Source organism: Gordonia sp. N1V, from assembly GCF_029269935.1.
In the GTDB taxonomy this organism is placed as follows: Bacteria; Actinomycetota; Actinomycetes; order Mycobacteriales; family Mycobacteriaceae; genus Gordonia; species Gordonia polyisoprenivorans.
Genome location: NZ_JARJDD010000014.1, coordinates 84394 through 97354, shown reverse-complemented (window position 1 = coordinate 97354; position 12961 = coordinate 84394). Strand labels below are relative to the sequence as shown.

Below are 12961 nucleotides of genomic sequence, written 5' to 3'. Positions count from 1 at the left end.
TAGAGTTGGTGGATGGGCCGGTGTCCCGCCCCCACTTAGGGGGGTGTTGACGGCGCTGGTGTGACGTGGATCATGCACTCATGACCAGCACCACCGCCACCGACAGCCCCTCGACGACCAACACCGAGCGATACCGCGTCGCGCGAGATCAGATGGTCCGTCTCATCGGCGACTACGAGACCGCCGTTCGTGAGTTCCGGTGGCCGGCCATCACCGGCCGGTTCAACTGGGCGATCGACTGGTTCGACGTCATCGCTCGCGGCAACGACCGCACCGCGCTCTGGTTGTGCGAGCAGGACGGCACCGAAACCAAGGTGTCGTTCGACGAGATGGCCACGCGCTCGGATCGGGTGGCGACCTGGCTGGCCGAGCTGGGCATCGGCAAGGGCGATCGCGTGATCCTGATGCTCGGCAATCAGGTCGAGTTGTGGGAGGCGATGCTCGCGGTGTGCAAGCTCGGGGCGATCGTCATGCCCACCACCGCAGCGCTGGGGCCGGCCGACCTGCGGGACCGGATCGACCGTGGTGCGGCTCGATGCGTCATCGTCAACGCCGCCGACACCGCCAAGTTCGCCGAGATCGACGGCGACTATCTGCGCATCGCGGTCGGCGACGCGGTGCCGGGCTGGCACTCCTACGGCGACTCGGCCACGGTCACCTCCGCCGGGCCGTTCGACGTCGTCACCGAGGTCGGCGATCCGATGCTCATCTACTTCACCTCCGGCACCACCAGTCGTCCCAAGCTCGTCGAGCATTCCCAGACCAGTTACGCCGTCGGCCATTTCACCACCATGGCGTGGATCGGGGTGCGCCCCGGCGACATTCACCTGGCGATCAGCTCGCCGGGTTGGGCCAAACATGCCTGGAGCTGTTTCTTCGCACCGTGGATCGCCGAGGCGACGATCTTCGTCTACAACTACGCGCGCTTCGACGCGCAGGCCCTGATGATGCAGCTGCGGCGGGCGCGTGTCACCACCTTCTGTGCGCCACCGACGGTGTGGCGCATGCTGATCCAGGCCGACCTCGGCGAGCGACCCGAGGGTATGCGAGAGCTCCTCGGTGCCGGGGAGCCGCTCAATCCCGATGTCATCCGGCAGGTCGAGAAGGCGTGGGGCCTGACCATCCGCGACGGTTTCGGGCAGACCGAGACCACCCTGCAGGTCGGGAACACGCCGGGCGCGCCGGTCAAGGCGGGGTCGATGGGCCGACCGATGCCCGGCGTCCCGGTGGTGCTGATCGATCCGATCAGCGGCGAACTCGCCGACGAGGGCGAGATCTGTCTGGAACTCGCCCAGCATCCGGTCAATCTCATGACCGGATACCTCGGCGACCCGGAACGCAACGCACTCGTCACGGCCGGCGGCTACTACCACACCGGCGATGTGGCGCAACGTGATTCCGACGGCTACATCACCTACATCGGGCGCACCGACGACGTCTTCAAGTCCTCGGACTACAAGGTCTCGCCCTTCGAGTTGGAGAGCGTGCTCATCGAGCACCCCGCCGTGGTGGAGGCGGCGGTCGTCCCGCAGCCCGACGACACCCGTCTGGCCGTGCCGAAAGCCTATGTGGCACTGGCCTCCGGGTGGGAACCCGACGAACAGACCGCACGCTCGATCCTGAAGTACTCCCGAGATCACCTCGCGCCCTATCTCAAGGTGCGCCGCGTCGAGTTCTTCGAACTGCCCAAGACCATCTCCGGCAAGATCCGCCGCGTCGAACTGCAGCAGCGGGAGGCCGCTGCGCATCGGGACAAGGAGACGATCACCACCGAATACCGGTACGAGGATCTGGTGGACTGAGCGTCGGCGGCGAGGTCAGCCGGGCCGGAACTGGTTGCGGTGCACCGATGGTGACACGCCGAACCGGGCGACGAAGTTCTGGCGGAGGGTGACCTCGCTGCCGAATCCGCACCGTTGTGCAATCAGCCCGATGTCGAGATCGGTGGTCTCGAGCAGGGTGCGGGCATGGGCGACTCGCTGGGTGGTCACCCATCGCGCGGGGGTGGTACCCGTGGCGTCGCGGAAGTGGCGCAGGAAGCTTCGTCGGCTCATCCGGGCCCGGGCCGCCAGCCCCGACACCGACAGGTCGGAATCCAGATGGCCGATCACCCATTCCAGCACTGCGCTGACCGAGGTGTCGGATTCGCTTGTGGCGAGCGGATGTTCGATGTATTGCGCTTGGCCGCCGTCGCGGTGCGGGGCCACCACCATGCGTCGGGCGACGCGGTTGGCCAGGTCGGCGCCGCACAATCGTCGCAGCAGGTGCAGGCAGGCATCCACCGATGAGACCGTGCCGGCCGAGGTGATCACGTCGCCGTGGTCGATGTAGAGAACCGAATCGTCGACCCAGCCGCAGCGCCCACGACGCTCCAGTTCGCGGGTGCCCAGCCAATGCGTCACCGCTCCACGGCCTTCGAGGAGGCCGGTGTCGGCGACGGCGATGGCCCCGAGGCACAGTCCGGCAATGATCGCACCCCGCCCGTGGGCATCGAGCAGAGCCGAGCGCACCACGTCGTCGATCTCCGGTGCCGACTCGGGCCACGACGGCACGATGACGATGTCCGCAGCAGTGGTCGCCTCGGGACCACTGATCCCGCTGAGGCGTTGGCCCATCTCGAGCTCGACATCTCCGGAGTGGGCGGCCCACAAGGTGATCGACCAGAGCGCCGGATCTCGCGCCACCACCGCGGCCTCCCGGAAGACCATTTGGGGTGCAGCGACATGAAAGAGACTGACGCCGTCGAACACATGAATCGCGACCCGCATCGGTGCACCTACTCCGTGGCACGATCTCATCGGAAATCGGCATTCGCGCCACTGTCGTGGGTCAGCGTAACGCAGCAAAGTGGGTCGGGGACGGCGAGGATGACCGTCCGCCGAGCCAGAAGGAAGGCCCGACATGACCGCACCCACCCGCGCACTCGTCGTCGTCGACGTCCAGAACGAGTACTTCGACGGTCCGATGCAGATCCAGTACCCGCCGCGCGAGGGCTCGCTGGCCAACATCACCCGCGCGATCGACGCCGCGACCGAGGGCGGATTACCCATAGTGGCTCTGCGACACACCCTTCCGGCCGACTTCCCGGTGTACGCGGAGGGCTCGCACGGCTGGCAGTTGCATCCCGACATCGAGCGGCGCATCGGGGCGGACTGGAAGGTGGCCGACAAACAGTTCGGCACCGTGTTCGCCGGCACCGGGGTCGGCGAGTGGCTCGCCGAGCGGGGCGTCGACACCATCACGATCGTCGGGTACATGACCAACAACTGTGATCTCGCGACCGCCGCCGAATCCGAGACGCGGGGTCTGAGCGCGGAGATCCTCTCCGACGCGACCGGCGCCATCCACCTCGCCAACGACGCGGGCAAGGTGTCGGCGGAGCAATTGCACAACACGCTGATGGTGCTCTACCACTCGAACTTCGCGGCCGTGGCCACGACGGATGACTGGATCACGGCGGTGAACGCCGGTGCGCCGTTGGACCGGGGCAACCTCGTCGAATCCGCGGTGGCGGGTGCGGCGGCCAACTCCTGACCTGCCAACAGCGTTGGGCGCGCGAGCATTCAGCGCCGGGCGATCCAGGTGGTTTTGAGGCCGGTGAATTTGTCGATCGCGTGGATTGACAGGTCCGCGCCGAAGCCTGATCCCTTGAAGCCGCCGAACGGTGTGCCCGGCGACAACGCGTCGACGGTGTTGATCGACACGGTGCCGGCATGCAGCGCCTCGGACACACGCAGGGCTCGGTCGAGGCTCGCCGTCCACACCGACGCGGCCAGCCCATACGGGGTGTCGTTGGCCAGTGCGACGGCTTCTTCCTCGGTGTCGAAGGGGATCATCGCGAGCAGCGGGCCGAAGATCTCGTCGGTCACCACCGGCGAGTCGACCGGCAGGTCGGTGACGACGGTCGGTTCCAGGAAGAAGCCGGTGTCGCCGATCCGGTTGCCGCCGAGGATGATCCGTCCGTCGGTGTGGGCGCGGTCGATGTAGCGCAGGACAAGGTCGAGTTGCTTGCGCGAGACCATCGCACCGGCGCTCGATGCCGGATCGAGCGGGTCGCCCGGCAGGTAGGCCGCCGCCTTGTCGATCAGTGCGGCGGCGAACTCGTCGACGATGTCACGCTGGATCAGTAGACGACTGTTGGCCGAGCACACCTCGCCCTGGTTGCCGAAGATCCCGAAACACGCCATCGCCGCGGCCTGCTCGAGATCTGCGCAATCGGCGAAGACGATGTTGGGGCTCTTGCCGCCGCATTCGAGCCACACCTGTTTCATGTTGGACTCGGCGCTGTAGGCCAGGAACTTCTTGCCCACCTCCGTCGACCCGGTGAAGGTGAGGCAGTCGACGTCGGGGTGTCGTCCCAGAGCTGCTCCGGCGGTGGCCCCGAGGCCCGGTACCACGTTGAACACTCCGGCGGGTATGCCTGCATCCAGGGCGATCTCGGCCATACGCAGTGCCGACAGAGGTGACTCCTCGGCGGGTTTGAGGACCACGGAGTTGCCTGCGGCCAGGGCTGGCGCGAGTTTCCAGGCGGCGATGTCGAGCGGGAAGTTCCACGGCACCACCGCGCCGATCACTCCCAGGGGGACACGCCGCACCATGGCGACGCTTCCGTCGGCGGTCGGCGGAAGCTCACCGGGGATCTTGTCGATGACTTCGCCGTAGTAGCGAAAGACCGCAGCCGCGCCGGGTATCTCCACGTCGAGCGAATCGGTGATGGCCTTCCCCATCTCCAGGGTGACGAGCAGCGCGAGTTCGTCGCTGTGGTCGAGCAGAAGATCGGCGAAGCGGTTGAGTACCGCGCCACGCTCGGCGGCCGACAGGCGGGACCACCGGCCGTCGTCGAAGGCCCGTCGAGCCGCCAACACCGCGGCGTCGACGTCGGCCGCGTCGCACGCGGACACGCTCACCAGCACCTCTTCGGTCGCCGGGTTGACGACGTCGAAGGTGGAGCCTGAGATCGCGGGTACCGGGTGACCGTCGATGAGTGCGTCGGTGGGCGGCTTCAGGCCGGCCGCTCGCGCGTGCCAGTCGATCGGGGTGGGTACGGAGGGTGCGGGCATGGACCCAGGATGGCCGATGTCCGCGCCGGTCGATAGATCCAGTTGAGCCGAATTATTGGATGATCTGCATCGGTTCAGCCGAAGATGGCGGCGTGGGTATTGCATCGACTCCGGTGATACAGAAGCCAGAAAGATTCTGTTTTCTCTGGGATGGCCGGTGTCGAATACTGGCCGAACAGCGATCACGATCCCAGCCAGGAGCCGACCAACCCATGACGAGCACACCAGAATCCGGCGCCCCGGGCGCCGCGCCGGCACTCGAACGCCGCACCATCGATCACATTCCGCATGACGAACGGCACGGTCGCGCCCGCGACATCTTCACCGTGTGGTTCGGCTCCAACATCATGCTCCTGACCATCATCACCGGCGCGCTCGCGACCACCGTGTTCGGTCTGCCGTTGTGGGCCGGGGCGCTCGCGGTGATCGCCGGCAACGTCGTCGGCGGTGTCGTGATGGCGTTGCACGCCGCGCAGGGTCCGCAGATGGGCGTGCCTCAGATGCTGCAGACCCGCGCCCAGTTCGGCTCGCTGGGAAGCCTTCTGGTGGTGGTGCTCGTCGTCTTCATGTACCTGGGGTTCTTCGCCTCCAACGCGGTCCTCGGTGGCAAGGCCTTCGCGGCGGTGACCGGCCTGCCGACCAACTGGGCGATCGTGATCATCGGTGCGATCAGCGTCGGTGTCACCATCATCGGCTACCGGTTGATCCACTCCATGGCTGCGGTGTTGTCGGTGGTGGCGGGTGTGGCATTGATCATCGCGTTCGTGTGGATGGTCGGGGTGCAGGGCCTGCCCAGCGGCACGTGGCATGGCGGCGGATTCGGCTGGGCCGGTTTCATGGCCACCTTCTCGGCCGCGGCACTATGGCAGATCGCTTATGCGCCCTACGTTTCCGACTACACGCGGTATCTACCCAAGGACACCGGGGTGACCACCGCGTTCTGGGCCACCTACTCCGGCTGTGTACTCGGATCGGTGCTGCCGATGCTCCTCGGTGTGGTCGTCGGTGCAGCTCTGCCCGCCGCCGACACCCTTGACGGCCTGTCGACGCTGACCCACGGCATCTCGACCGGGCTCTTCGTGATCTTCGCGGTGGGCATCAGCGTCACCAACGGGATGAACCTCTACTGTGGTGCATTGTCGACGATCACCATCGGGCAGAACATCTTTGCGTGGTGGCGTCCGCAGGCCACGAGCCGCGCGGTGATCGCCGTCGTGCTGTTCGCCATCGCGATGGCGCCTGCGCTTCTGAGTGCCGACGACTTCCTGGCCAACTACGCCAATTTCCTTTCCCTGCTGCTGTGCGTGCTGATCCCGTGGACCGCGGTCAACCTCGTCGACTATTACCTGTTGCGCCACGGTGACTACGACATCGACTCGCTGTTCGCCAAGGACGGCGGAGTCTATGGTCGCTTCAACTGGACGGCCATCACCTGTTACGTCCTGGGCATCGCGTTGCAGATCCCTTTCCTCTCGACCACCCTGTGGGTCGGTCCTATTGCTACATCGCTCGGCGGCGTGGATATTTCGTGGCTGGTGGGGCTCGCGGTGATCTGCCCCCTCTACTACGTGCTGATGCGCGCGAAGATGCCTGTGCCGTCGGCCTCGCTGGTGTCGGGGTCGGTCGCGTGATGAGCGACTACGTGGTGGTTGGCGGTGGCACCGCCGGTTGTATCGTCGCCGCACGGCTCAGCGAACGCCCCGACGTCACGGTGACGGTGCTCGAGGCCGGTCCGGACGACGAGCACGAGCCTCGTGCCCGATCGATCCGCCGGTGGGCGGAGATGATCGAGAGCGAGTACGACCAGGATTACCGCAGCATCCCGCAGGAGCGCGGGAACTCGGGAATCCGCCAGTCGCGCATGCACATTCTCGGTGGATGCTCGACCGCCAACACGATGATCACCTGGCGGCCGCTGGCCGCGGACCTCGAGGAGTGGGCCGACCTCGGCGTCGTCGGCTGGGATGTGCACACCCTCGGACGATGCTTTGATCGACTGGCCACCCCCATCACGCCGGTCGCCGAGCAGGATCGCAACCCCTACGTGGCCGACGTCGTCGCCGCGGCCGGGGAGGCGCTCGGCCTGCCTTTGCGGACGGCGTGGAACAGCGACGACGACTTCGCCTCGACGGGAGAGGGCGCCGGCTTCTTCGAGATCGGCTACGCCCCGGACACCAATCTCCGGTCATCGACGTCGGTGCACTATCTCCATGACGTCCGGTCACGCGCCAATCTGACTCTGCTGCAGAGTAGTTCGGTCTCTCGAATCCTGTTCGACGGGACACGTGCGGTGGGTGTGGTGGCAGTCGACGAGAACGGGGCCGAGTACGAGGTGCGCGCCGCAGTGGAGGTGATCGTGTGCGCCGGTGCTCTCGGATCGCCGGCTATCCTGCAGCGATCAGGGATCGGGCCTGCGGACGTGGTGGGCGCCGCCGGGGTGCCGGTGTTGCTCGACCTGCCCGGGGTGGGCGAGAACCTGATGGATCATGCCGAGGGGCTGATCGTCTGGGAGACCGATCGCGACGTGCCGTCGACCTGCGCGACCGGCTGGGACGCCGGTGCGGCGCTGCGGATCTCGGCCGACAGCCCGGCACGGCCGGACGTGTTGATGCACTTTCCGGTCGAGGCCGTTGCCGATCATGCCGTCGCCGCCGGTGCGGAACTGCCCGAGCACATCGTCTCGATCGCACCCAATGTGGCCAAGCCCCGCAGCCGCGGGCGGGTGTGGATCACCGATGCCGATCCGGCGACGCCGCCGGCCATCGACTACCGGTACTTCACCGATCAGTCCGGGGCGGACGAGGCCGTGTTGCTGGCCGGTGTTCGTGCGGCCCGTCGCATCGCCGAGACCGAGCCTATGGCGAAGTGGATTGTCCGAGAGGTATTCCCGGGCCCGGAGGTGGTCGGCGACGAGGAGCTCTCGGCCGCGCTGCGAGCGACGCACCAGACGGTCTATCACGTGTCCGGCACGTGCCGCATGGGTTGCGATGGTGACCCGCTCGCCGTCCTCGACAGCGATCTGAGGGTGCGTGGCGTGAGCGGTGTGCGGGTGGTGGATGCGTCGGTGCTGCCGACGCTGACCTCGGTCAATCCGGTCGGCACCATCATGAGCGTCGCCGAACGTGCCGCCGAACTCATTGCCGCCGAACTCATTGCGCCGGTCGGGGCGTCCTCGTCTTAACTCCCGAACAGATCCCGGCAGAGTTCGGCCACCACGGCCGCGCGGCGCGTGGGACGGGCGGCGACCGCGCTGAGCAGCACCATCGTGAGTGCCGGGGCGTCGTCGGCGATGGGGATCGCCGCGACCTCGTGTCCGTCGAGCGCCACCGGCACCGCCGACTGCAGGTTGAGCACTGTGTAGGCCAGTCCCCGTCCGACGAGCGCCCGACATGTCTCGACCGTCGTGGAGCGGTAGCGGATCGCGGGCTCCACCCCGGCGTCGCCGAAGACACGTCCGAAGTAGTCGCGACTGTGCGGTAGATCGAGCAGGGCCATCGGCTCGTCGGCGAGTTCACGCAGCCGCAACGACTTTCGCTTTGCCAACCGGTGGGTCCCCGACACGAGCACGTACGGCGGTACGGTACGCAGCGGCCACCGCTTGAGACGGGCGTCGTCGACGAGGTCGTATCCGATACCGAGTTCGAAGGTGCCGTCGGCGACGCCCTCGGCGAGATCGGCGAGGTCGACCTCGGTGGTCTGCAGATGTAGACGCGGAAGCTTTTCCGCAGCGGTGCTGAGCAATTCGGGTAAGAGGTACGGCGCCATCACCTCGAAGCAGCCGATCGACAGCGATCCGGTCAGTGAGCCGCCCAGTCCGTGCGCGATGGACCGCAGATCGGCCGCGGAGGTCAGCAGTTGCCTGCTCGCCACGAGGAGCTCCCGACCCGACGGGGTCAGGGTGATGCCCTTCGCGTGATGACGTACCAACAGCTGCACGCCGAGGGCGCCCTCGAGGTCGGTCAGGGCCGTCGACATCGCCGACTGTGAAAGATGGACGGCGGCGGCGGCTTTGGTGATACTGCCGGCCTCGGCGACCGCAACGAAGTACTCGAGTTGCCGCAGGGTGTAGTCGGCCATGTCCCGCCTCCGTTGATTCGACTGAACCGATATTAAACCAAGAAAACAACGACTGTACAGATGGGATCGCCAGACTCAGTCTTGTAGTGCACGTCATACTTTTCTCGCAATCAGGAGTTGTTTCATGGGAACTCATCCAGTAGGCCAGGACGGTCCGGATCTGCATCTGAAACGGTCGCTCCGGCGCCTCGACGTCCCGATCATGATCTTGTCGGCGCTGATCAGCCTCGACATGGTCGGTGAGATCTCGTCGTTCGGCGGCGAGACGTTCACCTGGTTGCTCGTCCTGGCACTGCTCTGGATGATCCCGTACGGGCTGGTGGCGGCCGAGTTGGGCAGCGCTTTCCCCGACGAGGGCGGCCTCTACGAATGGGTCAAGCGCGCCTTCGGCCGCCTACCCGGATCGATCGCCACCGTCATGTACTGGTCGATCAATCCGCTGTGGATCGGCGGCTCACTTGCGTTCATCAGTACCCAGGCGTGGAGCGGCTTCATTCATCCGGTGGGTTCGGGAACGCTCGGCGACTTCGCCTTCAAGATCGTCTTCGTGTGCGCCTCGGTGGGGGTGACGCTCCTGTCGATGCGACGAGCACGCGTGATCTTCCGGATCGGCACCTATCTCAAGCTCGGCCTCGCCGCGGTCTTCCTGATCACCACCGTCGTCTACGGCATCGACCACGGCTTTCACGGCATCGGTGCGGTCAGCTGGTCGCCCACGATGGCCGGATTCCTGGGACTCGTCCCGCTGCTGCTGTTCTCGCTCGTCGGGTTCGAGGTACCGAGTCAGGCGGGCGGCGAGATGGCCAACCCGCAGCGCGACGTACCGCGCGGCATCGCGCTCGGCGGGTTCGTCGGACTGGCGGTCTATGCGCTGCCCGTCCTGGCGCTGCTGCTGGTCCTTCCGGCCGAGGCGATCACCGGAATCGGCGGATTCATGGCCGCGGTGGACACTGTCTTCGGTGTCTACGGTCCGGCCGCGTCGATCCTGGTCAAGATCGCGGTCGTCGCCTTCATCATCGGACTCGGGATCACCGGCGCCACGTGGGCGGTGGCGGCCAATCGCGCTCTGGCAGTGGCGGCTTCCGACGGAGGCTTCTTCCCGTACTTCGCGCGCTTCGACGAGAAGCGCAACTCGCCGGTGCGTGTCAACGTCTTCACCGGTGTCATCGCGCTGCTGTTCATGATCGTCGGCGTCCTCTTCTCGCGGGGCGACAGCGCCGCCACCTTCACCGTCGTCCTCACCATCACCATCTCGACGTCCCTGGTCGCCTATCTGTTCGTGTTCCCGGCAGCACTGCGGCTGCGATTCACCCACGCCGACATCAACCGCCCCTATGCGATCCCCGGGGGTCGCGCGGGTCTGGCGGTGGCTGTCGCCCTGACCACGTTCTGGGCCGCGCTCGGTGTCTGGGTGGCGGTGTTCCCCGGGACCCTGGAGAACCTCATGGGTGTGCACTACGACTTCGTCGAGACCTGGGGAGTGGGTCGGTTGCGGTTCGAGGTGTTCACCCTGGGCACGCTCGCAGTGCTCGCCCTGATCGCGATCGTCGGCTACCTCCGAGGACGCGTGACCCCCTCGACGCCGGTCGGTACCGACACCCCGGCTGTCGCCGCACAGATCTCGTAGCCGGCATTCGCCGGATCATCTGTCACCGATCGATCACCCCTGAAGGAGTACCCATGAGCACCCTGCAGTCGACCACCCCGCAGATCATCTCCACCGACGACGCCGCCCGCACTGTGATGACGCTGAGCGCCTACGTCACCCCGGAGAACCTGCGCGCCGGCGACCCCGCCGAGCGCGAGGCCACCCACCTCGTCAGCGCGGACGACAAATTCGTCGTCGGCTCGTGGTCGGCACAGCCATACACCGAGTTCATCGAGTCCTATCCGGGTGACGAGTACGCGCGGGTCCTCGAGGGATCGGTCACGCTCACCGGTGACGACGGTGTGGCGCATACGATCTCCGCCGGCGAGGCGTTCACCCTGCGACGTGGCTGGCGTGGCGAGTACCGCGTGACCCAGCCGCTGCTCAAGCAGTTCGCGCTGTATCTGGGCTGACGCGGCGTCACGCCGTCGGCCCGCGCCCGGCCACTGCCGAAACCCGGGGAGCAACATTCCTCCCCGGGTTTCGTGCTCGTCGGAAGATGTCTCTCGCCGACGACGGCACTCAGATGGCGTGCACCACGGTGCCGCCCACCATCGTCATCGTCGCGGTCAGAGCGCCGATGTCGACGGCCGTGCGGATGTCTTCATCGAGCACGACGAGGTCGGCGTCCTTGCCGACGGACAGCGAGCCCGCGCGATCCTCGGCGTGCATGGCGCGAGCGGAGCCGACCGTGTAGGCGTCGACGGCCGCGCGCAAGGTGATGGCCTCCCCGGCGACGAGCGGTACCGTCCGGGCGTCGTCTCCGATGGCGTGCGGATCGGCGATCGACCCCGTTCGGTGCACCGCGGTGTGTATGGCCCACAACGGATTAGGATCGGTCACCGGCCAGTCGCTGCCCATTGCGAGCGCCCCGCCCTCGGCCCGGATCGACCCGAACGGGAAGTGGAACGGTTCGCGATCGGGTCCCAGTAGCGGGAGCTTGCGTTCGACGATCTCGGTATCGCGTCGCGCCCAGAGTGCCTGGATGTTGGCGATGACGCCGAGTTGCGCGAACCGCGGGATGTCGGCCGGGTCGACCACGTCGAGGTGAGCGATCTGATGCCGGGCATCGAAGCCGGGGCGTGAGGACCGCGCGGCGCCCAGCGCATCGAGGCATTCGCGGACCGCCCGATCGCCGACGGCGTGCATGTGGATGTGAAAGTCGTTGCGCACCAGTAGTGCACACACCTGCTCGAGCTCGGCAGGATCGATGAAGGACAGTCCTGTCGGAGATGCTCCGGCCGGCAGGTCCGAGTACGGCGCCAACATCGCGGCGGTGCAGTTCTCGCAGATGCCGTCCTGCATCACCTTCACGGTGTCGACGTGAAAGCGGTGTCCCCGGCCCTGTGCTCGACGCTCCCGCAGGGTGTCGAGCTGCCCGACGCCCTCGTCGGCGGCCCACCACAGGGCGCCGCAGACGCGGGCGGTCAGCTCGCCCGCGGCATCGGCGGCGAGGTAGGTGGCGAGGGTATCCGACAGCCCGAACGCCGGGATGTCGACGCCGGCATCTTGCCAGCCGGTGACACCCGCCGCATGCAGGCGCTGCTGTGCGATCAGCAGTGCGCGCCGCAGGAAGGCCTCGTCGTAGTCGGGGATCAACGCATTCGCCGGATCGCCGGCGCGCTCGAAGAGGATTCCGGTCGGTGTGCCGTGCGCGTCCCGCTCGATGCGGCCGCCGCTGGGGTCGGGTGTCGACGCGTCGATGCCGACCCTGCGGAGAGCCTCGCTGTTGACCCACACGCCGTGACCGTCATGGCTCGAGAGCACCACCGGGCGGTCGGCGATGACCTCGTCGAGATCGCCGCAGGTGGGTAGACCACCGACGAAAGCATCTCCGTACCAACCGCTTCCACTGATCACCGGCTCGTCCGGATGGGCACGCGCATATGCGGCGATCGCGTCGAGGTAGCCGCGTCGGGTGTGCGGCAGCTCGGACAGGTTGCACCGGAGGGCGGCGAGCCCGCCGGCCACCGGATGCACGTGGGCGTCGACGAAGCCCGGCAGGAGGCTTGCGCCACCGAGGTCGTGGACCTCGGTGGCAGGTCCGAGCAGTGCCCGATCGACGCCGCGGCCGACGGAGATGATCACTCCGTCGGCTACGGCGAGGGTATCGGCACCGCTCACGTCATCCGGCCGCCAGAGTGCGGCATTGGTGAAGACATGAGAGGCGTACATG

Annotated in this window: 10 protein-coding genes; 6 read left to right on the top strand and 4 right to left on the bottom strand. The window is 67.0% G+C overall.

Going from position 1 to position 12961, the window contains the following annotated elements:
• Positions 1–80 precede the first annotated feature (80 nt).
• On the top strand, positions 81–1802 hold the full coding sequence (locus tag P3L18_RS18220; RefSeq protein ID WP_276114853.1) for an AMP-binding protein: 1722 nt from the start codon (positions 81–83) through the stop codon (positions 1800–1802).
• Between the two features lie 15 nt (positions 1803–1817).
• On the opposite strand, the gene P3L18_RS18215 is transcribed toward P3L18_RS18220, so the two are convergent.
• Entirely contained in the window at positions 1818–2768 is a 951-nt protein-coding gene (locus P3L18_RS18215; protein WP_079928696.1) for a helix-turn-helix domain-containing protein, read from the bottom strand.
• A gap of 133 nt (positions 2769–2901) precedes the next feature.
• Between P3L18_RS18215 and P3L18_RS18210 the strand changes: the two genes are divergently transcribed.
• A complete protein-coding gene (locus P3L18_RS18210) occupies positions 2902–3534 on the top strand; it encodes an isochorismatase family protein (protein WP_079928697.1) in 633 nt (210 codons plus the stop codon).
• Between the two features lie 29 nt (positions 3535–3563).
• Here the strand turns inward: P3L18_RS18210 and P3L18_RS18205 are convergent, their stop codons facing one another.
• A complete protein-coding gene (locus P3L18_RS18205; protein WP_079928698.1) occupies positions 3564–5060 on the bottom strand; it encodes an aldehyde dehydrogenase family protein in 1497 nt (498 codons plus the stop codon).
• 212 nt (positions 5061–5272) lie between these two features.
• Here P3L18_RS18205 and P3L18_RS18200 point away from each other — a divergent pair, with 212 nt between their 5' ends.
• On the top strand, positions 5273–6691 hold the full coding sequence (locus P3L18_RS18200; protein ID WP_079928699.1) for a cytosine permease: 1419 nt from the start codon (positions 5273–5275) through the stop codon (positions 6689–6691).
• Positions 6691–8241 (top strand): FAD-dependent oxidoreductase, encoded by a 1551-nt coding sequence (locus P3L18_RS18195; protein ID WP_276114852.1) that lies wholly within the window; start codon positions 6691–6693, stop codon positions 8239–8241. Before P3L18_RS18200 ends, P3L18_RS18195 begins: the two co-directional genes overlap by 1 nt.
• Here the strand turns inward: P3L18_RS18195 and P3L18_RS18190 are convergent.
• Positions 8238–9137, bottom strand: a complete 900-nt coding sequence (locus P3L18_RS18190; RefSeq protein ID WP_079928701.1) for a LysR family transcriptional regulator — start codon at positions 9135–9137, stop codon at positions 8238–8240. The genes P3L18_RS18195 and P3L18_RS18190 overlap by 4 nt on opposite strands.
• Before the next feature lie 124 nt (positions 9138–9261).
• Between P3L18_RS18190 and P3L18_RS18185 the strand changes: the two genes are divergently transcribed.
• Both P3L18_RS18185 and P3L18_RS18180 read left to right on the top strand, forming a co-directional pair.
• Complete coding sequence (locus P3L18_RS18185; protein WP_079928702.1) at positions 9262–10764, top strand: APC family permease; 1503 nt, start codon at positions 9262–9264, stop codon at positions 10762–10764.
• Positions 10765–10817: 53 nt separating this feature from the next.
• Entirely contained in the window at positions 10818–11198 is a 381-nt protein-coding gene (locus P3L18_RS18180) for a cupin domain-containing protein (RefSeq protein WP_253193861.1), read from the top strand.
• Positions 11199–11307: 109 nt separating this feature from the next.
• Here P3L18_RS18180 and P3L18_RS18175 read toward each other — a convergent pair whose 3' ends face one another.
• Positions 11308–12960, bottom strand: coding sequence for an amidohydrolase (locus P3L18_RS18175; protein ID WP_276114851.1), 1653 nt, complete (start codon positions 12958–12960; stop codon positions 11308–11310).
• Between the last annotated feature and the right edge of the window lies 1 nt (position 12961).